Genomic DNA, 19,829 nt, shown 5'->3' on the forward strand with positions numbered 1-19,829 from the left:
ATGTTGCGCCGAGATTCGACCGCCGCTCGAAATCTATTGTATGACTGGGATGTGTGGATGGCAGATCCGCCAGGGCAATTGCGCCCCTGGCCTAGAAACGAGACCCTTCCTGCTCATGTGTCAGACGTTTGGTGTCGAAAACATGCTGATGATCCATGGCGCTTCCAGTTGATGCTGGACGAAGCAGATGGCCCTAAATGGAGATCGCGACGCTCCCCGGCGGTCTCGATGCCTGTCGGGTCACTCGGCTTTCACAATCGAGACGGCGTTCCGGTCCTCAAGCCAGAGGTCCAACTGTTCTACAAGGCAAAAGCTCCGCGACCCAAGGACGCGCTCGACCTCGAACGCTGCCTTGCATTGATGACCAACGACCAGAAAAAGTGGCTTCGTCGTTCAATCAAAACGGCTTATGGCGATGAAATGTCTTGGCTCGCCCTGATATGAGGCCAATTCTCGCTTAGGGTGTCATTCCGCCCTCAGCCGGAACCGACCCCATTTACTGCCGCGTGTCCACGGCCGATCAGTCCTGTGAGCGGCAGGAACGGGATCTGCTGACCCTGGCCATGCGGGCGGGGTATGAGGTCGTCGGCATCTACAAGGAAACCGGGTCCGGTGCCCGGCTGGACCGGGCGGAGCGGAAGAAGGTGATGGCGCTGGCCCCGGCGCGGCTGATCGATGCCGTGCTGGTGACGGAACTGTCACGCTGGGGCCGCAGCACTATGGACCTGCTGGACACGCTGCGGGAACTGGAGGCCCGCCGCGTGTCGCTGATCGCCATGAGCGGCATGGCCTTCGACCTGGGCACGGCCATCGGTCGAATGCTGGCTACGGTGCTGGCAGGGGTCGCGGAGTTTGAGCGCGATCTTCTGCGCGAGCGAGTGCGATCCGGTCTCGCCGCCGCCAAGGCCCGGGGCAAAGTGCTGGGACGCAAGTAGGGTCAGCGGCCCAAATCCGACCGGCTGGCCCCCAAGGTGCTGGCGCTGGTCGCGGCGGGGCGCAGCTATCGGCTGATCGGTCGGGAACTGGGGCTCAGCAAAAACACTGTCGCCGACATCGTCAAACGGGACGGGGTTGTAAAAAGCACCGATGTTCTGGTTATGTCCGCTTAGCGTGGTTTTTCGCCCCTTCTATGTCTTGACCCCTGTTCGGTCTCTACCGAGAAGACGTGGAACGGTTCGATCACGGTCAGGACATGGACCTTGGCGCCGATTTCCTTGGCAAAGGCCACACCCTTATGCAAGGCGGTCAAGGAAAGCTCCGACCCGTCCACTGGAATGAGAATGCGCTTGTACATCGGCTTCCTCCAACCCTGATTATTGATTACGGGTTCAGGATACGACCTATCGGTCAGAGATGCCTTAATCCAGGTCAGTTGATGCAGGTTTCCAATTCGGCGCCCCGCTTGATCAAGGTCAAGGCCCTTCCCTTCCCGATGTGGGACGCTCCAGACCTCACAACCGGAGAGGAAGCGTGCCATGCCAGCCAAAATGAAGGCAGCCATCTTTGTTGAACCCGGCCGGATCGTGCTGGAGGACAAGCCGATCCCCGATGTGGGGCCGTTGGATGCGTTGATCCGCATCACCACCACCACCATCTGCGGTACCGATGTCCATATTCTGAAAGGTGAATATCCGGTCGCCCGCGGTCTGACGATCGGGCATGAACCGGTGGGCATTATTGAGAAGCTGGGTTCCGCTGTTACCGGATATCAGGAAGGGCAGCGCGTCGTGGCTGGCGCCATCACACCCAGCGGCCATTCCCATGCCTGCCTGTGCGGGTGCTCCTCCCAGGATGGCGCCGGTACACGCCATGGCTTCAAGCCGATGGGTGGCTGGCGCTTTGGTAATACGATTGATGGTACCCAGGCGGAATATGTGCTGGTGCCCGATGCCATGGTCAATCTCAGCCCGGTTCCTGACCATCTCAGCGATGAACAGGTGCTGATGTGCCCGGACATCATGTCGACCGGTTTTTCCGGCGCTGAGAGTGCCAGTATCCGCATCGGCGATACGGTGGCCGTTTTCGCCCTCGGCCCCATCGGGCTATGTGCCGTTGCCGGTGCCAAACTGATGGGTGCCACCCGGATCATCGGGGTGGATACGGTGCCGGAACGACTGGCCATTGCCCGCAAGCTGGGTGCCGATGATGTGGTGGATTTCCGCGCGGGTGACCCGGTGGAACAGATCATGGCCCTGACGGAAGGGCGCGGGGTGGATGCCGCCATCGAGGCGCTGGGCACCCAGGGTACCTTTGAGGCGGGCTTGCGGGTCATCCGCCCCGGTGGCACCTTGTCCAGCCTGGGCGTCTATTCCACTGACCTGCGCATTCCGCTCAGCGCCTTTTCCGCCGGTCTGGGCGACAATCGCATTGTCACCAGCCTCTGCCCCGGCGGCAAGGAGCGGATGCGCCGCTTGATGGGGGTGATCGCCTCGGGCCGGGCCGATCTTTCGGCCCTGGTGACCCATCGCTTCAAGCTGGATGATATCGAAAAGGCCTATGATCTGTTCTCGCACCAGCGTGATGGCGTACTGAAGGTTGCCATCACGCCCTGACTGTTCAAGCCCGGCTGGCCAGCATGGATGAGTTTTCCTCAGCCTTGTTGGCCGGTCTTCGCCTTTGTCGGCTTGCCCTTACCACCTTATGCTGACCCCTTCCGGACAAGGGAGGGGTGGCGGTGCAGACAGAAGCGAAACGGGACAGGGTACTGTTTCTGGTTATCCTGGCAGGGGCGCTGGTCATCAGCGCCGCCCTGGGCGCGCGCCAGACCTTTGGCCTGTTCTTGGCCCCGATCTCCCAGGAACATGCGGTCCCCCTCACCCTGGTCGCCCTTGCGGTGGCATTGCATAATCTGACATGGGGTTTTGCGCAGCCCTTTGCCGGCGCCCTGGCTGACCGGTTTGGTGCCGCACCGGTGATTGCGGCGGGCGCGCTGGCCTTGGGGCTGGGGCTGGCCATGACCGCCCTGTTCTCCGGCGCCCTGCCTCTGATCCTGGGCATGGGGCTGCTGGTCGGGCTGGGGATCAGTTGCACCAGCTTTGGTGTGGTGATGACGGCAGTGGGCAAGCGCGCCCTGCCGGAACAGCGCAGCATGGCCATGGGGATTGTCAGCGCTGGCGGTTCGGTGGGGCAGGTGTTGATGGTACCGCTGGCGCAGATGGTCCAGGCGGGTTGGGGGATGCAGGCCGGGCTGCTGGCCCTTGTTACCGTGGTGCTGGCAGTGGCCCCGCTGGGCCTGTTGCTGGATGGTCGCTACCGGGGGGTAAAGCCGGCTGAGGAAAGCATACAGACGACGCAACCGCCAGCGCTGCCGATGCGCCAGGCCCTGCTGTCGGCCTGGAATCATCCAGGATACCGTCTGCTGACGCTGGGCTTCTTCACCTGTGGCTTTCAGCTGGCCTTCATCGGCACCCATCTGCCCGGCTATTTGCAGCTCTGCCATATGCCGGCCGGCCTCAGCGCCACGGCCCTGGCGCTGATCGGCCTGTTCAATATGGCAGGAAGCTGGATCTGTGGCTGGCTGGGCGGGCATTTCCGCCAGCATCATGTGCTGGGCTGGCTGTACCTGCTGCGGGGGGCTGCCATCGCCCTGTTCGTGCTGGCACCCAAGACGGAATGGTCGGTGATGCTGTTTGCTGCCATCATGGGCATGGCCTGGCTGGGCACGGTGCCGCTGACCAGCGGGTTGATCGCCCGCTTCTTCGGTGTCCGCCATCTGGGCACCCTGTTCGGCATCTGTTTCATGAGCCATCAGGTCGGCTCCTTCATCGGGGCCTGGGCCGGGGGTGTCGTCTTCGACCTGACCGGTTCCTATGACCTGATCTGGGCGGCAACGGCCTTGTCCGGCGCCATGGCTGCGGCCCTGCATTTCCCCATCAAGGACCGACCGGGCCCCATCGCCACGCAGCCAGCCTGAAAAGCAAAGCGCCGCCGGGGCGAGCCGGCGGCGCTGCGGTTACGAACCGAAAAGAAGGGTCAGTGCTTCGGTTCCTCGCTGATTTCCACCGGTGCCATGCGGGGGGTGAGCAGATGCACCACCAGCAACGCCAGTAGATAGGCCGTAGAGGCGACGATGAAAATCGGCGTGTAAGTACCAACCTTGTCCAGCACCCAGCCGGCATATTTGGCCATGGCCATGCCGCCGATGGCCCCCAGCATCCCGCCGATGCCAACCACCGAGCCCACCGCCGCGCGGGGGAACACATCGCTGGGCAGCGTGTAGAGATTGGCGGAAAAGCCCTGATGCGCTGCCGTGGCCAACCCAATGATCAAGACTGCCACCCACAGCGTATCGGCATTGGCGGCAAAGGCCACCGGCAGGGCGAACAGGGCGCAGATCAGCATGGCCAGCTTGCGGGCGCGGTTGATGCTGTAGCCGCGATGCATCAGGCGGGAAGACAGCCAGCCACCGGCCACACTGCCCACATCGGACAGCAGATAGATGGCGACCAGCGGGATACCAAAGGTCTTCAGGTCCAGCCCATGCCGCTTGGCCAGGAAATCCGGCAGCCAGAACAGAAACATCCACCAGATCGGGTCAATCAGGAACTTGCCCAGCGCATAGGCCCAGGTTTCCCGCACCCGTAGCAGCCGGAACCAGCCGATCCGGTGCCCCGGATCGGGCGGATCGCTGCTGATATAGGCCAATTCCGACTGAGTGACCTTGGGGTGCTTGGAGGGATGGCGATAGAGGATCAGCCACAGGGGCAGCCAGATCAGGCTGAACAGGCCGGTGACAATGAAGGCCATCTCCCAGCCCCAGGCCAGGGTGACAGCCGGCACAATCAAGGGAGTGGCGATGGCGCCGATATTAGTGCCGGCATTGAAAATGCCGGTGGCAAAGGCCCGTTCCTTCTTGGGGAACCATTCGGCCACCGCCTTGATGCCTCCCGGAAAACCACCGCCTTCGCCCACACCCAACACGATGCGGGCCAGGATAAAGCCCATCAAATCGCGGGCGGCCGCGTGGGCGAAATGGCCAATGGTCCAGATGGTGAACGCCAGGGCGAACCCCAGCCGCGCGCCCAAACGATCCACAATATTGCCAAAGACGATATAAGCAATGGCGTAACTGGCCTGAAACCAGAAGATGATGTTGGCATAGTCGGTTTCCGACCAGCCCATTTCTTTGGAAAGGGTGGGTTTCAACACCCCGATCATTTGACGATCAACATAGTTGATGGCCATCGCTGCGAACAGCAACGCTACAACAACCCAACGATAGCGGCCGATCGGGGCCGTCGGTTGTGGAACATCATTCACGCCCGACATGGGTTTCCTCCCTGAATGACATGGTCACGGGCGAAAGCATGTCCGCCCCAGGCTGACACCAAAGGGGGTTGACCTCCCCCTTTATTCGCTTTCCATGCCGCTCTATTCACGAACGGCGATAGTTTTTCTTATTCCAGTGGCTGGGCGGGGACAAAACGAACTTTCAGTTCTCCCACCCCTTCCATCGTCACCAATGCCTCGTCACCCGGTTCCACCCGATGGACACCGGTGATGGCGCCGGTGGAAATCCAGGCCCCCTGTGGCAAAGTGATCCCGCGCTGTCCCAGATTGCGCAGCAAAAAGCGGAGGGCGCGGCCCGGCCCGCCGGGAATGGCGGTCAGCGGCTTCTGACCGATCCGTTCGCCATTCACCAGGGTTTCCACCTGCAAAGCCGGCGGTTCCGGGCCCAGCAGCGTTTCCAGATCGCCCGCCAGCCGCTGCCCGATAACCACCCCGGCATTATTGCCAAAGTCGCTCACCACCACGGCCGGCCCCAGATCATTGATGGCGGACAGGGGGCTGCCCGCCGGTTCAATGCCCAGATGGGCAGCGGCAACCAGGGGGGCCAGCGGTGCATCTTCCGCAATACTGCCAGGGGCAATGTCACAGGCGATCTGCAGCAGAAGTTCCGCCTCCACCGCCGTGAAGCCGCCCTCGATGGCGCGGATATCGACAATCTCGCCCGGCTCTGCCGTGCGGATGGTACGGGCGAAGATCGGGCCCGCCAACCGCTCCTGCGGATAAAGGTCCCGGACGCCGGGAGCGATAAAGCCGACCTTCCAACCCGCAACCGCATCCGGCCACTCCTGGATGGCCGCATTCTGAATCAAATAGGCCGCTTCCAGCGTTGCCGGAATCTGCCCCGGATAATCCGGCAACGAACGCCCTGCCCGGCGCGCTTCACGAAAGGCGCGCCGGATGCCGGCTGTCAGATCATCGCCATCGTCAGGCATTCACGCCCTCCCCGCTTATTGTCTTCAGCCTGGGCCGAAGAGATTGTCATTCGTTCCAAAAAGGACTATAGGAAACCGGTGTCATTTACAAGACACCAAATTGAATTTATCGCCGAACCTGGCGAGAGGGAGGATCGTTCAGATGAACATTGTAAAGACCCGCCGACCGGCTGCCCGCTCCTTACCGGCCCGGCTGATGCTGGCCACGGCGCTGGCCCTGGTGGCGCTGCCTTTCTCCACCGCCATGGCGGTGCCGCCCGTCACCCAGGTTGCGGCCACCACCACCGGCAAGCTGGCCTTCCCCGGCGCGCTGGGCTGGGCTGCCGATACGGTTGGCGGCCGGGGCGGTGAAATTATCAAGGTCACGACATTGGCCGCCGATGGCCCCGGCTCCCTGCTGGAAGCGTTGAATCACAAGGGCCCGCGCACCATTGTTTTCGAGGTGGGGGGCGTCATTGATCTGGGCAATAAGACCGTCAAGCTGACGGAGCCCTTTGTCACCATTGCCGGCCAGACCGCCCCCTCTCCTGGCATTACCCTGATCAAGGGCGGCATGGATATCGCCGCCCATGATGTGATCATCCAGCATATCCGCATCCGCGTGGGTGAGGCGGGTCAGCCCAAGCGCAGTGGTAATGATCATGACAGTATCAGCACCATTGGCGGTGCCTATAATGTCATTGTCGATCATTGCAGCCTAACCTGGGCCACAGATGAAAATCTCTCCGCCTCCGGCCCGCGTTTCAAGGGAAATACGCCGGAAGAATGGCGGCGCAACACCTCCCACCGTATTACCTTCTCCAATAATATTATCGCCAACGGCTTACGTTACTCAACCCATGCCAAGATTGAGCATTCCAAAGGGTCGCTGATCCATGACAATGTCACGGATATTCTGATCTATGGCAATCTCTACGCCCATAATGTCGAACGCAACCCCTTCTTCAAGGGCGGTGTTCACGGCGCAATTGTCAATAATCTGATCTATAATTCCGGACAGCGGGCTATTCATTACAATCTGATGGCCGAGGAATGGGGCAATATGCCTTATCAGGTCGGTAAGATGACCGCCGTGGGCAACGTGTTCCGCGCAGGTCCGGATACGCCGGCGCATATGGCCTTCCTGATGATCGGCGGTTACGGCGATCTGGAATATTACGGCAAGGATAATATTGCCGTCGATCAGACGGGCAACCCGATTCAGCAAATCGGCCGCTATACAACAGCCCCGGCCAAGGTGATTGAGCTGAAGCGGGCCGAGATTTGGCCGGAGGGATTGACCGCCATGCCGGCCACGGCGGTGCAGCAGCATGTACTGTCGCAGGTCGGGGCCCGCCCTTGGGACCGCGACAAGGAAGATGTGCAGTTGATTTCCGATGTGGCCGAGGGGCGCGGCAACATTATCGATAGCGAAAATGACCTGCATGGCTATCCGCAACAGGTGCCCAGCGCCAAAATCTTCAATCCCGATGATTGGAATCTGGATGATATGACGCCGAAGCGGCCGGACGTGCTGGACAGCGCCACCAAGGCGAAGGGAACGTGATTGTGGCTGGGGAGGCGCCGAATGGTGCCTCCCCTTTCCGTCTCAACGAACAATATCTGCCAGATATGTCTCCAGCGCCGTATAGCCGTCCGGGCCCGGCCGTCGGCTGTCAGCCGCGTCATGGGGATCAAGGCCGCGCTCCTGTTCAACAGCGTCGGGAATGCCGTCGCCATCACTATCCAGGGGACCGCGTATTTCCGGCAGCGACGGCCAGCCGCCAACATCCTGCTGGCTGTTGATCACCTCCCCCTTGCCGTCCCGCACCTGTGCCAGCACCCGCTGATCCACCGGGTCACGCCGCAGGGACGCGCCTGCATAGGCCAATACTTTGCCCTGGGCGGTCAGCGCATCCTGTGTAGTAACCGGTGACACCTCCGCCGGTTGGCTGAGACGATAGCCGTCGCGCTCACTCCCCATCACCAGGGACCAGGGGTCGGCTGGCACCGCCCCCGCCATGGCATTGCCCTGAAAGAAGGCCCGAGCGAGCGGCGCCGATTCCCGGAAGGCCATCTGTCCCTGGCTGCCGGGACCGGGAAGATAGGCGTTATTGATGAAATTATACGTCGTTATCGCGTTCTTATCGACATTGTATCCGCCGGCTTCTCCGTGCCAGTCATAAAAGACATTGTTGCGGAAATCCATGATGGCGCCGTCCGGGTCGGCATCCGCCTCAATGAAGTTGCCGGGGCGAGGCATCCGTGATTTGTGATGGGCCCACAAATTATGGTGGAAACTATAGCGCGCACCATAGGAGCCGCGGACCAGGCTGCCATAGCCATGCTCCCCCTTGCTATGAACGGATTTGTTCAAGCTTTCGCTGATCAGGCACCATTGTACTGTGACATGGTCCAACCCCTTCATGTCCGGCTTCCATTTCTGGGAGACCGACAGGGTTTCATCCACCGACCAGCTGGCGGAAATATGGTCCAGAATGATGTACTGCCCGTCGGTGACGGACACAGCATCATCCTCTGTCCGGCTGAGATCGCCCAGGCGGACGCGTAAATAACGCATCGCCACATGGTTGGCCGCAATGATCAGCGGCTGGTCCGCCAGGGTGATGCCATCGCCCGGCGCGCTCTGGCCCGCAATGGTGATGAAATCATTATGTATTTTCAGCGGTTTTTTCAGGTGGATGGTCCCGGAAATGGCAAAGACCACCATACGGGCCCCGGTTGCCTCCACCGCTGCCCGTAGGCTGCCGGGGCCAGCATCCTCCAAGTTGCTTACGATATGCACGGCCCCTGCCCGGCCGCCTACAGCATAGGCACCCGCCCCTTCCGCACCGGGAAAGGCCGGAATGGGACCGGGGGGAACCTGCGGGAAAGGCACGGCGGCCGGGGCCACACCGCCGACCATTCCCCAGAAAAGCGCGCTGAGTAAAATCCGCCGCATGGGCTCTCTCCAGGCCGATTGATGGCACAGAAAAACGGCCATCACTGACAGGCAGTGATGGCCGAAGGCAAAGGAAACGGGAAGGCGGAAATCAGTACTTGTAGCTGGCACCCAGGAAGAACTGCCGACCGCTATGGACATAAGTGTCCATGGCCTGCAGGTCACGACCAACCCACTTATCATCATACTGGTCGGTCAGGTTGATCGCCTCGAAGGAGACGGTGAGGTGCTCATTGATATTGTATGAAGCATTCAGATCGAGGTTGAACGTGGAATTCTTGCCACGGACATCGATATTGTTACCTGGCGCCACATTGGTCAAATAGGCATCGCGGAATGAACCGGACACACGGACGCTGAACTTCTCCGTTTCATAATAAAGCGTTGCGTTCAGGGAGTTCGGGGACAGGTTTACCAGCGGCTCCGTCCGTTGGACATTGGTGGCCCCGTTCGGCAGGTTATAGACAATGTTCGACTTAACATGGGTATAGTTGAGGATACCACCCAGATTGTCGAACGGTGCCGGCAGGAAAGTGAAGGGCTTCTGCACACTGATTTCAAAGCCTTTCAGCGGCCCACCTTCGGTATTTTGTGCCCGTGTCACGGTATAAAGATTATCCAACTCTGCGGCTGGCAGCGATTCCAGGGGCAATTCCACCGTGCGGAGTACCTGGGTACTGGCTACGTTCTGGATATAGGTCTTGATATCCTTGTAGAAGTAACCGACGGAAACCAGGGTCTCGCGGTCCGGATACCATTCCAGGCCGATATCCACCGTATTGGCGCGGTAGGGTTCCAGATCCGGATTACCGATGGTCAGGGTCTTGGACTGGGTATTGATGGAGCCGCCCGGCGTCAGATCCGGCAGGCGCGGCCGCGCCATCACCTTGCCGGCGGCGAAGCGGACGAAGACGTCTTCCGTGGCTTCCACGGACACGTTCATCGATGGCAACGTGTCCCAGTAGCTGCGATCCGTGGTCGTCGGACGGCTGCCGACATAACCAAAGGCGTTCTGTTCGGTTTTTACCCGGCGCAGACCGATATTACCGCGGACCGCCTTACCCATCACCTCAAAGTTGAAATCGGCCTGACCGTAGAAGGCCAGATCCTTTTCCGTCACGTCGCGGTTCTGGCCAAGCTGATTATCCTTGGACAGGGTGAAATTACCGAACTGGTTGGTGCAGTTGCAGTAAATGCCCAGAATATCACTGATCTTATCCAGATCGGGGACAATCCAGCTGCTGGGTGTACCTGCCGGCATGTCCATATGGCGACCGAAGCCGGAGAACAGCTTGGAGATTTGCGCCACACTGGTGCCAGCTGGAAGAGCAACAGCATTTTCATTGATGCGCCGCCATTCCTCCGTCTTGAAATCATACTTCTTCCAGGCAAAGCCGGTCTTCAGGGTCACATTATCAGTCGCATCCCACAGCAGGTCAGCGCGATAATTGACAAACTCGTTCTTCGTCTTGTTGGGACGCATCCGGATCAGGGACGCATCACCCTGGGCGGAAGAGCTGCTCCAGGCCCAATTGGCCGGGTTGGTGACGTCAAAACCATAATCAAAGCCCGGCAGCTTCTTATTACCGGTGAAATCATAGCTGTATCCGTTGGAGTTATAGCGCTCCAGCGAGACGGTGGTCTGTTCAGGATTATCCTGCGTGTTGCTGGACCAACCGGCCAGCAGTTTCAAAGTAACGCTCTCGCCAATCCCCTGGTCCAGCCCTACCGAATATTGCAGGAAGTCAGCATTCAGCTCATCCCGACGGAATTCGGTGCGCATATCGACACCGTTGAAACGCCCCTGGACCAGGGCATTCTTATCATCAATGACACCGCTCACCACGTCGGTGCCGCCCATGCCGGCAGCACCGGTACGGCTGAAGGAAATGGCCTCCAGATATTGTTCTGTGCGATTCTGCTTCAACTTGGCGTAAAGAACATTCAAATCGATGCGGGTATTATCGAAAGGCTGCAGCTGGATCGCCCCCGTCAGGCCCAGGCGGTCCTGATCATAATCCAGCCGCCCATAGCGCGGAATACGCGGATGCCAAGCCTGCTGTGCGGCCAGATTGGCCGGCACGCTGCGGAATTTCGTGTTGGGGTTGGGCGCCGTGGTCGGGCTGGGAACCGGCACCTCCCAACGGGTGGTCGAAGCCCCCTCTTCAAACACATTGCGTGTGGAATAGGCTGCCGACGCCAGCACACCAATCTTGTCGTCCAGGAACTTATCAGCAACCAGAAGGGTTGCGCGCGGATTATATTTCTTCGACAGGTCGTTATAAGTACCCTTAGCCGAAGCGGCGAAGGTGAAATCCTTATAATCAAAGGGCTGCCCCGTCTGCAAATCGACCGTGGCACCCAGCGAACCCTCTTCAATCTCCGCCGATTGCGACTTGTTCACCTTGATATTGTTGAACAATTCAGAAGCGAAGATGTTGAAATCGAAACCGCGGCCGCGGTTCGCACCGCCGGAACCATCGGTGCCGCCGGTGGTGGCCAGCGCCTCCAGCCCGTTCAAACGCACGCGGGTGAAATCAGAGGAAAGGCCACGCACCGTAATGGTACGGCCTTCGCCGCCATCACGATCAATGGCAATGCCGGGAATACGCTGCAAGGATTCCGCCAGATTGAGATCAGGGAACTTGGCGATATCTTCCGCATTCACCGCGTCGACGAAGTTGCTGGCGTTCTTCTTGGTTTCAATCGCGCTGGCAAGGCTGCCACGGAAGCCGGTAACAACGATTTCTTCCAGTGTATTGTCACCGGCCTCTTGCGCCGAAACAGGGGCGGCCAGGGCCGCCGCGCAGGAGGCCGCCATCAGCCACATCGGCGCTTGCCGATAGTGCCGCCCGATAGTCTGCCGCCCCAACGTGTTCTTTTTCATTTCCATTCCTCCCAATTCGGCCGCTTTGGCGCAGGCCAGATTTATTGCCGCGAACAAAAGAGCATGAGAGATGCAAAGATCGCGTTTGTAAGATAAAGGCGCGCTCCCCAGCACCGCCAGCCATCCAACCCGACCGGATGACTTTGTTCTTATGTTCCGGCTTGGCTTAAGTAACCGGTGTCATAACCGGATCATGATCTGGATACACAGTGATGTCAATGCGCAGAAGTCATTCAAACCGCACCGGAACTTGATCCGGTGCCAGTGTCGTTTTTATGCAACCGTTACCGCGCCAGCCAGCCGCCATCGACGGCCAGGACATGGCCCTGGACATAGTCGGCGGCACGGCTGGCCAGGAACACGGCGGCCCCGCCCAGATCATCCGGCTCGCCCCAGCGGCCGGCGGGGATGCGGGCCAGGATGTCGCGGTTGCGGTTTTCATCCGCGCGCAGGGCCTCGGTATTGTTGGTGGCGAAATAGCCGGGTGCGATGGCATTCACATTAATGCCCTTACCGGCCCATTCATTGGCCAGCAGCTTGGTCAGCCCCGCCACGCCGGACTTGGATGCCGTATAGCTGGGCACCCGGATGCCCCCCTGGAAGCTCAACATCGAGGCGATGTTGATGATCTTGCCGCTGCCCCGCGTCAGCATATGCTTGGCGGCCGCCTGCGACAGGAAGAAGACGCTTTTCAGGTTGGTATCGATCACATCATCCCAATCGGCCTCGGTGAAATCCACCGCGTCGGCCCGGCGGATGATGCCGGCATTATTGACCAGAATGTCCAACTGGCCGAAATGGGCCAGCGTGTCGGCCACCAACCCCGGCAGCCCATCCATCTTGGACAGGTCGGCCGTCAGTTGCAGGCAGCGCCGGCCAGCGGCTTCCACTGCAGCTGCCGTTTCACCGGCATCGCGGCGGGCCACGGTAACAATATCGGCCCCAGCGCGGGCGAGTGCTATGGCCAGTGACTGGCCCAGGCCGGTATTGGCCCCCGTCACCATCGCCACCCGGCCGGTCAAATCAAACGGGTTCATCGGCTTTTTCCTCTGGAAGATAGGCAACAGGATGGCAGGGGGGCCAACGCGCGCCCCCTGCCCCTTACGCCAGCTGGCAGATATCCAGCACCTTCATGTCGGTATAATCCAGATTCTCGCCACCCATGGCCCAGATGAAGCCATAGGCACGGGTGCCGGAGCCCATATGGATGGACCAGGGCGGGGAGATCACCGCCTCATGGTTCTTCACCACAATATGGCGCATGGCATCCGGATGGCCCATGTAATGGAACACGCGATCCTGCTCCGGCAGGTCGAAATAGAAGTAAATCTCCGAGCGGCGTTCATGCAGGTGCGGCGGCATGGTATTCCACACCGAGCCTTCCTTCAGGATCGTCACGCCCAGCAGCAACTGGGCCGAGGCGCAGACACCCGGCACGATATATTGATAGATCGTGCGCTCGTTGGAGGTCTCCAGGGCGCCGCGCTGCAGCGGGTTGGCCTTTTCGATCGGCAGATGCTGGATCGGCAGGGCGGCATGGGCCGGCGTGGAGGCCAGATAGAACAAAGCCGGGTTGGCGGCATCATCCGAGGCAAAGCTGACAGCGACAGAACCCATCGGCACATAGAGCCCGTCGCGGGGGCCCATGGTGAAGCTCTGGCCATCGACGGTGATGCGCCCAGGACCGCCGACATTGACGATGCCCAGCTCCCGCCGCTCCAGGAAGGGGCGGCCGACAGCGGCGGCGGGTTCGGTCTGGGTGGGCAATTCCAGAATGCCATCCACCGGGGCGGCCCCGCCGATGACAAAACGCTCATTATGGGAATAGTTCAGCACCACCCGACCCGGCTGAAAAATCTCCGTCACCAGATAACGGTTACGCAGGTCACCCGTATTCGCCGCTTCCAGGCTGTCCGGATGCGTGGCGTGGAACGTCTTCTCAAACATCGAATGTCTCCCCCCAGGAAGGTTTTAGCCGCGTGGGTCCGCAGGCAGATTATTCAGGCGATAGGCACGGCGCGGCAGCGTCCAGGTCAGGTCAAAGGCCAGTTCTGCCGCCTCATCCTCATCCAGCCGCTGTTCCGTCACCAACCGCGCCAGGAAGGCGCTATCCACCCGGCGGGCCACGTCGTGGCGGGCGGGGATGGAGAGGAAGGCGCGGGTATCGTCGTTGAAGCCGGCGGTATTGTAGAAGCCGGCGGTTTCCGTCACCTGCTCCCGGAAGCGGCGCATCCCTTCCGGGCTGTCATGGAACCACCAGGCCGGCCCCAGGGTCAGGCATGGATAATGGCCGGCCAGCGGCGCCAGCTCACGCGCATAGACCGTTTCATCCAGGGTGAACAGAATGATGGACAGGCGCGGATCATTGCCATGCGCACCCAATAGTGGGCGCAGCGCCTGGACATATTCGGTCTGGCGCGGAATATCGGCACCCTTGTCACGGCCGTAAGCCGCGAAAAGCTGTGTGTTATGGTTGCGGAACGAACCGGGATGGATCTGCATCACCAGACCGTCATCCAGGCTCATCCGTGCCATTTCGGTCAGCATCTGGGCGCGGAACAGCTCCGCCTCCGCAGCATCGGCCTTGCCGGCCACCACCTTGGCGAACAGGGCTTCCACCGCCGGGCGCGACAGGTCGGCGGTGGCGGCGGTGGGGTGGCCATGGTCGCTGGCCGTCGCCCCCATGGCGATGAAATCAGCGCGGCGCTTGCGGTGGGCAAGCAGATAGCCGTCCCAGCTTTCCACATCCTCCCCCGTCATATTGCCAAAGCGCGCCAGGGCCCCGGCGAACTCCTCATGCTCCGGATCGACGACGGAATCGGGTCGATAGGTGGTCACGACATTGCCATGCCAGCCCTCCGCCCGCATGGCGCGGTGATGGGGTAGCTCATCCACCGCCCCTTCGGTGGTTGCCAGCAGGGCGATGCGGAACCGGTCAAACAGGGCGCGGGGACGGAAAGCCGGCGTGGCCAGGGCGGCAGTGATGCCGTCATAATACTCATCAGCCGTTTCCGTGGAGAGTGCCTGGGTGAAACCAAATACCTCCCCGAACACATGGTTCAGCCAGATGGAGGAAGGCGTGCCCCGGAACAGGTGGAAATGGCTGGCGAACAGCCGCCAGGCCTCCCGCGGGTCCGCCCCGCTCGGCCCCTGGCGCGAGGGCACACCCAGCTTTTCCAGCGGAATCCCCTGGCTGTAGAGCATCCGGTAAAGATAATGGTCTGGTGCCAGCAGCAGCGATGTCGGGTCGGTCCAGGCGGCATTTTCCGCAAACCAGGCCGGGTCGGTATGGCCATGCGGGCTGATGATCGGTAGGTCACGGATTTCGGCATAAAGCCGCGCGGCCACCGCGCGAGCTGCCGGATCGGACGGAAACAGACGTTCCGGGTGCAGGCGCAACGTTTTCGCCACCGCAAATCCCCCCTTGTCGCCCCCCGTTATGCCGGGATGGAGCTTCTGCCAGAATGATCACCGGCATCTTGTAGGCTTCGATGGTAACCGGTGTCAACGACGGTCGCAAGTAATTTGATGCTGGTCGTACCAGGATGTGAAATCGCTGTTCGCCTCACCCTTTCGGGGGGGCCGTCGATGAACGGATGGTCAGCCGCGCCTCATAGGCGGGGGCCGCGCGCCGGCGCTTGGTTTCCTGGTTATCCAGCAGCAATTCGGCCGCACTGCGCCCCATGTCGCGGATCGGCCAACGTACCGTGGTCAGCGGTGGCCACATGCGCGATGCCAGCGGCGTATCGTCAAAGCCGATCACCGACAGGTCTTCCGGGATGCGCAACCCGCGCAGATAGGCAACATGGTAGAGCCCGGCCGCCATTTCATCATTGGAGGAGAAAATGGCAGTCGGTCGCGGCTCCAGGCTCAACAGCCGTTCGGCAGCCGCCACACCAGATTCAAAGGTATAACCGCCGCGCACAATATGATCAGGGGACAGCGTGATGCCCCGCTTATCCAACTCACCGCAGAAACCTTCCAATCGCTCCCGCGCGGAGCGGTAACCTTCCGGCCCGGTGATGACGGCGATTTCCTTATGCCCCAGATCAAGCAGATGGGCGGCCGCCTGGGCCGTGCCAATCCGATCGTTGGAGGCGACCATATGCGCCGGCTCATCCAGCGCGGCGGAGGCGATGCGGACATGCGGGCAACCCAGTTCCCGCAGCATCGCCACCAGGGCATCATTCTCTGACACCGGGGGCAGCAGCACGACGCCGGCCAGCTTCTGCCGTTCCACAAAGGCGCGGATATCGTTGAACAGTGACGGGCTGCCCCGGTCGCAGGGATAAACCACCAGCTCAAATTCCGACCCGCGCAGCCGATCGAGAATGCCATATTGCGAGATGACGATCGTTTGCGCGTTCGGGTTGTCATAGATCAGCCCGATCAGGAAGGAGCGGCGAAAAGCCAGACCGCGCGCCTGCGGGTCTGGCACAAAGCCGCTTTCCGCGATGGCGGCATTCACGCGCTGCCGCGTCTCCTCACTGACCAGGGAGGAACCGTTGATCACGCGGGAGACCGTTTTCTTCGATACCTCCGCCATCCGGGCGATATCGTTAATGGTCGGTCGGCGTTTCGGCACCGGGGCGGTACGCTCTTGGGGGGCCGACAGATCGCTGTCCGACATGGTTTCCGTTTCCTGATCCTGGGCTGAACCGCCGGCCACCTCTTGCGGGCAGCCTTAGCGGTTCAATCTCATATAGTAATAGGGAGGCTTGGGCGAAAGCAATCGATCGCCTCAGCCTGCCAGCGCGCGCGCCACCGCCTCCGCATCGCCCGGTGCCAGGGCGGCATAGGCGCTTTCCAGTGCGTGCCGGAAGCGGGCATCCGCCGCCAGGGCGGGCGGGAACACCGCGTCGAGTGCCAGGAAGGCGGCGACATCGCTGCCTGCCTCCCCCTTGGTGCCGGCTGCAATGGTCAGCAACCGTTCCGCCAGCGGATCGACCAGCTTCGGCTGGCCCGGCTGGGCGCGCTGGCGCAGGAAATGCAGCCAGCCCGCCACGGGCAGGCAGAGCGCATCCACCGCCCTGCCCTGCGCCAGTGCATCGGCAATGGTGCCCAGCAGGCGCACCGGCAGCTTCTGCGACCCATCCCAGGCGATCTGCGACAGCAGATGCCGGATGCCCGGATTGGCAAAGCGGGCCAGGATCGCGCTGATATAGACATCCAGATCGAACCCATCCGGGGCTGGCACCGTGGGGGCAATATCCTCCCGCATCAACCGCTCAACAAAGCGGGACAGCAACGGGTGCCCCACAGCATCGGCTACGCTTTCCAGCCCCAGCAGCAGGCCCAGATAGGCCAGGCTGGAATGCGGGCCGTTCAGCAGGCGCAGCTTGGCGCGCTCGAACGCCGCCACATCGCTGGTCATCTGCACGCCGACACTTTCAAAGGCGGGGCGGCCATTGCAAAACCGGTCCTCCACCACCCATTGGGTGAAGGGTTCCCGCTGTACCGGTGCGGCATCCGCCACGCCCAAGGCCTCGGCAACGCGGGCCTTCAGCGCCTCATCCGTGGCCGGCGTGATACTGTCCACCATGGTGCAGGGGAAGGCCCCTTCCGCCTCAATCCAGCGGGCCAGGGCGGGGTCCAGCCGGTCGGTAAAATCCACCAGCGCCCGGCCCAGTTTGCGGCCGTTGTCAGAAAGATTGTCGCAACTGACCACAGTGAACGGGGGCAACCCATCGGCATGGCGCAGGCGCAACCCCTCCACCAGCCAGCCAATCAGGCTGGTGGGGGCCTGCGGGCTGGCCAGATCGGCGCGGATGGCGGGGTGATCGGCATCCAGCAGGCCGGCGCCGTTCAGGCAATAGCCCTTTTCCGTCACCGTACAGGTGACGATGCGGGTGGCCGGATTGGCCAGCCGGGCCATCACGGCGGCCCGGCTGGTGGGGGCGTGCAGCACCTCCCGGATTGCGCCGATGACGCGGTATTCCGCCTTTTCGCCCAAGGTAGCCAGCGTGTAGAGCCCCTGTTGCGGTGTCAACGCATCGGCAATATCGCGGCTGTTGAGCGAAATGACGGAGAGCGCCCAGTCGCCCCCCTGTTCCAGCACACTGTCAATATAGCTGGCCTGATGGGCACGGTGGAACGCGCCGGGGCCGATATGGACAATGCCGATCCCGACCGCTGCCCGGTCATAGGCGGGACGGCGAATGGCGGCGGGCAAGCCGGCAAGGCTGGTGTCGGTCAGTCGGCTCATAAGGTCACCCCACTTTTCCACAAGGCGATTTCACGTTCGCCATTGGTTTCATTTCGGGCCGGTACACCGCTGGCGGTGACGGCAATCAGGTCCAGCAACCGGTCGGTTGCCGCCTCCATCCCGCCTGCGCCCAATACCGTTCCGGCATCGAAATCGATCCAGCGCGGCTTGCGGCTGGCAAGGTCGCTATTGGTGGCAATTTTCAGCGTCGGCACGGGGAAGCCCAGCGGCGTGCCCCGCCCGGTGGTAAACAGCAGCAGCGTGGCCCCCGACGCCACCAGGGCGGTGCAGGAAACCGCGTCATTGCCGGGCGCTTCCAGCAGGGCAAGGCCCGGTCCGCTGACCCGGCCGCCATAGGGCAGCACCTGGGTGACGATTGCCCGCCCACCCTTTTGCACGGCCCCCAGCGATTTTTCTTCCAGGGTGGTGATGCCACCGGCCTTGTTGCCGGGGGATGGGTTTTCATGCACTGGTTGGCCATGGTTCAAGAAATAGCGTTTGAAGCCATTCACCACGCCGACCAGATCATCAAACACCTGCCGGCTGGCGGCACAGCGCATCAACAATTCTTCAGCGCCGAAAATCTCCGGGATTTCGGTCAGCACGGCCGTGCCGCCGCCTGCCGTCAACCGGTCTGTCACCCGGCCCAATAGCGGGTTGGCCGTCAGGCCGCTGAACCCGTCCGATCCGCCGCATTTCAACCCCAACACCAGATCAGACAGGGGGCAGGCTTCCCGGTGGTCCCCCTCCGCGATGGCGACCAGTTCTTCCACCGCCGCCAGCCCCTCCTCCAGCTCATCCCCCACCTTCTGGGCGGCGAAGGCGCGCAGGCGAGCGGCGTCACGGTGCGGCATCTCCGCCAGCAACCGGTCCAACTGGTTGGATTCACAGCCCAGCCCCACCAGCAGCACGCCGCCGGCATTGGGATGCTGGGCCAGGGCGGCCAGCACCGACCGCGTATGGTCCAGATCATCGCCCAATTGCGAACAGCCAAACGGGTGCGGGAAGGCATGGACCCCATCCACGCGGCCAGCAAAGCGGCGATTGCCTTCCTCTGCGATCAACCGGGCCGTGTTGGCGACACAGCCCACGGTGCACAGCACCCAGATTTCATTGCGCGTACCCACCCGCCCGTCGGGGCGGCGGTAACCCTGGAAGGTCGGCAAGACCCCAGCAACCGCAGGCGATGGTGGGTCCGGCTGGTACTGGTAATCCAGTTCGGCATCCAGGCCGGTCTTCACATTATGGCTGTGAACATGCTCCCCCGGCCCGATGGCGGCGGTGGCAATCCCGATGGGCCAGCCATATTTGCGCACCGGCGCACCGGCCGCGATGGGATGCAGCGCCAGCTTGTGGCCCTTGGGGATATCGGCGGCCAGGGTGATTTCTGCATCCCCCACCATCACCCTTTCCCCCGCCGCCAGGGGGCGCAGGGCGGTGGCGACATCATCCTGTGGGTCGATCCGCCAGACGCCCGGCAGTTCATGATCAACATTGGACATGAAGCACTTCTCCCCCCCTGCCCGACAGAACCACCGCCATGCGGGCGGCGCGTGCTGCCACAGGATCAATTGC

At 61.7% G+C, this 19,829-nt stretch carries 14 protein-coding genes and 1 pseudogene; 4 read left to right on the forward strand and 11 right to left on the reverse strand.

Annotated features, from left to right (window positions below; genetic code table 11):
* Positions 1–494: 494 nt before the first annotated feature.
* A pseudogene (locus PCJ49_RS01960) lies at positions 495–1,109 on the forward strand (recombinase family protein).
* On the opposite strand, the gene PCJ49_RS01965 reads toward PCJ49_RS01960, so the two are convergent.
* On the reverse strand, positions 1,106–1,501 hold the full coding sequence (locus PCJ49_RS01965; RefSeq protein ID WP_269909463.1) for a universal stress protein: 396 nt from the start codon (positions 1,499–1,501) through the stop codon (positions 1,106–1,108). The pseudogene PCJ49_RS01960 and the gene PCJ49_RS01965 sit on opposite strands and share 4 nt — an antisense overlap.
* On the opposite strand from PCJ49_RS01965, the gene PCJ49_RS01970 reads away from it, so the two are divergent.
* Positions 1,476–2,552, forward strand: coding sequence for an NAD(P)-dependent alcohol dehydrogenase (locus PCJ49_RS01970; RefSeq protein WP_269909464.1), 1,077 nt, complete (start codon positions 1,476–1,478; stop codon positions 2,550–2,552). The two genes, PCJ49_RS01965 and PCJ49_RS01970, sit on opposite strands and share 26 nt — an antisense overlap.
* Positions 2,553–2,674: 122 nt before the next feature.
* Complete coding sequence (locus tag PCJ49_RS01975; protein WP_269909465.1) at positions 2,675–3,913, forward strand: MFS transporter; 1,239 nt, start codon at positions 2,675–2,677, stop codon at positions 3,911–3,913.
* Positions 3,914–3,972: 59 nt separating this feature from the next.
* On the opposite strand, the gene PCJ49_RS01980 is transcribed toward PCJ49_RS01975, so the two are convergent.
* On the reverse strand, positions 3,973–5,268 hold the full coding sequence (locus PCJ49_RS01980) for an MFS transporter (protein WP_269909466.1): 1,296 nt from the start codon (positions 5,266–5,268) through the stop codon (positions 3,973–3,975).
* A 128-nt stretch (positions 5,269–5,396) separates the two neighbouring features.
* On the reverse strand, positions 5,397–6,221 hold the full coding sequence (locus tag PCJ49_RS01985) for a hypothetical protein (protein ID WP_269909467.1): 825 nt from the start codon (positions 6,219–6,221) through the stop codon (positions 5,397–5,399).
* Between the two features lie 142 nt (positions 6,222–6,363).
* Between PCJ49_RS01985 and PCJ49_RS01990 the strand changes: the two genes are divergently transcribed.
* Positions 6,364–7,767 carry a hypothetical protein gene (locus PCJ49_RS01990; protein WP_269909468.1) on the forward strand — a complete coding sequence of 468 codons (1,404 nt, stop codon included), beginning with the start codon at positions 6,364–6,366 and terminating at the stop codon, positions 7,765–7,767.
* A gap of 42 nt (positions 7,768–7,809) precedes the next feature.
* Here PCJ49_RS01990 and PCJ49_RS01995 read toward each other — a convergent pair whose 3' ends face one another.
* From PCJ49_RS01995 to PCJ49_RS02030, 8 genes are all read right to left on the reverse strand, one after another.
* Positions 7,810–9,162: a hypothetical protein gene (locus PCJ49_RS01995; RefSeq protein WP_269909469.1), complete on the reverse strand. Its 1,353-nt coding sequence runs from the start codon at positions 9,160–9,162 to the stop codon at positions 7,810–7,812.
* A 91-nt stretch (positions 9,163–9,253) separates the two neighbouring features.
* Positions 9,254–12,049 carry a TonB-dependent receptor gene (locus PCJ49_RS02000; protein ID WP_269909470.1) on the reverse strand — a complete coding sequence of 932 codons (2,796 nt, stop codon included), beginning with the start codon at positions 12,047–12,049 and terminating at the stop codon, positions 9,254–9,256.
* 284 nt (positions 12,050–12,333) lie between these two features.
* Positions 12,334–13,086 (reverse strand): 2-dehydro-3-deoxy-D-gluconate 5-dehydrogenase KduD, encoded by a 753-nt coding sequence (kduD, locus tag PCJ49_RS02005; RefSeq protein WP_269909471.1) that lies wholly within the window; start codon positions 13,084–13,086, stop codon positions 12,334–12,336.
* Positions 13,087–13,150: 64 nt separating this feature from the next.
* Entirely contained in the window at positions 13,151–13,996 is an 846-nt protein-coding gene (kduI, locus tag PCJ49_RS02010; protein ID WP_269909472.1) for a 5-dehydro-4-deoxy-D-glucuronate isomerase, read from the reverse strand.
* 24 nt (positions 13,997–14,020) lie between these two features.
* Complete coding sequence (gene uxaC / locus PCJ49_RS02015) at positions 14,021–15,460, reverse strand: glucuronate isomerase (RefSeq protein ID WP_269909473.1); 1,440 nt, start codon at positions 15,458–15,460, stop codon at positions 14,021–14,023.
* 154 nt (positions 15,461–15,614) lie between these two features.
* Complete coding sequence (locus PCJ49_RS02020; RefSeq protein ID WP_089289929.1) at positions 15,615–16,679, reverse strand: LacI family DNA-binding transcriptional regulator; 1,065 nt, start codon at positions 16,677–16,679, stop codon at positions 15,615–15,617.
* Positions 16,680–16,790: 111 nt separating this feature from the next.
* On the reverse strand, positions 16,791–18,254 hold the full coding sequence (locus PCJ49_RS02025) for a mannitol dehydrogenase family protein (protein ID WP_269909474.1): 1,464 nt from the start codon (positions 18,252–18,254) through the stop codon (positions 16,791–16,793).
* Complete coding sequence (locus PCJ49_RS02030) at positions 18,251–19,756, reverse strand: altronate dehydratase family protein (protein WP_269909475.1); 1,506 nt, start codon at positions 19,754–19,756, stop codon at positions 18,251–18,253. The genes PCJ49_RS02025 and PCJ49_RS02030 overlap by 4 nt, the downstream gene beginning before the upstream one ends.
* Positions 19,757–19,829: the final 73 nt, after the last annotated feature.

The organism is Niveispirillum sp. BGYR6, assembly GCF_027568365.1.
In the GTDB taxonomy this organism is placed as follows: domain Bacteria; phylum Pseudomonadota; class Alphaproteobacteria; order Azospirillales; family Azospirillaceae; genus Niveispirillum.

Coding starts and splice junctions, on each gene's coding strand:
- PCJ49_RS01970 (WP_269909464.1), top strand. CDS start 1,476: ATGCCAGCCAAAATGAAGGCAGCCATCTTTGTTGAACCCGGCCGGATC.
- PCJ49_RS01965 (WP_269909463.1), bottom strand. CDS start 1,501: ATGGCTGCCTTCATTTTGGCTGGCATGGCACGCTTCCTCTCCGGTTGT.
- PCJ49_RS01980 (WP_269909466.1), bottom strand. CDS start 5,268: ATGTCGGGCGTGAATGATGTTCCACAACCGACGGCCCCGATCGGCCGC.
- PCJ49_RS01985 (WP_269909467.1), bottom strand. CDS start 6,221: ATGCCTGACGATGGCGATGATCTGACAGCCGGCATCCGGCGCGCCTTT.
- PCJ49_RS01990 (WP_269909468.1), top strand. CDS start 6,364: ATGAACATTGTAAAGACCCGCCGACCGGCTGCCCGCTCCTTACCGGCC.
- PCJ49_RS01995 (WP_269909469.1), bottom strand. CDS start 9,162: ATGCGGCGGATTTTACTCAGCGCGCTTTTCTGGGGAATGGTCGGCGGT.
- PCJ49_RS02000 (WP_269909470.1), bottom strand. CDS start 12,049: ATGAAAAAGAACACGTTGGGGCGGCAGACTATCGGGCGGCACTATCGG.
- kduD (WP_269909471.1), bottom strand. CDS start 13,086: ATGAACCCGTTTGATTTGACCGGCCGGGTGGCGATGGTGACGGGGGCC.
- kduI (WP_269909472.1), bottom strand. CDS start 13,996: ATGTTTGAGAAGACGTTCCACGCCACGCATCCGGACAGCCTGGAAGCG.
- PCJ49_RS02020 (WP_089289929.1), bottom strand. CDS start 16,679: ATGTCGGACAGCGATCTGTCGGCCCCCCAAGAGCGTACCGCCCCGGTG.
- PCJ49_RS02025 (WP_269909474.1), bottom strand. CDS start 18,254: ATGAGCCGACTGACCGACACCAGCCTTGCCGGCTTGCCCGCCGCCATT.
- PCJ49_RS02030 (WP_269909475.1), bottom strand. CDS start 19,756: ATGTCCAATGTTGATCATGAACTGCCGGGCGTCTGGCGGATCGACCCA.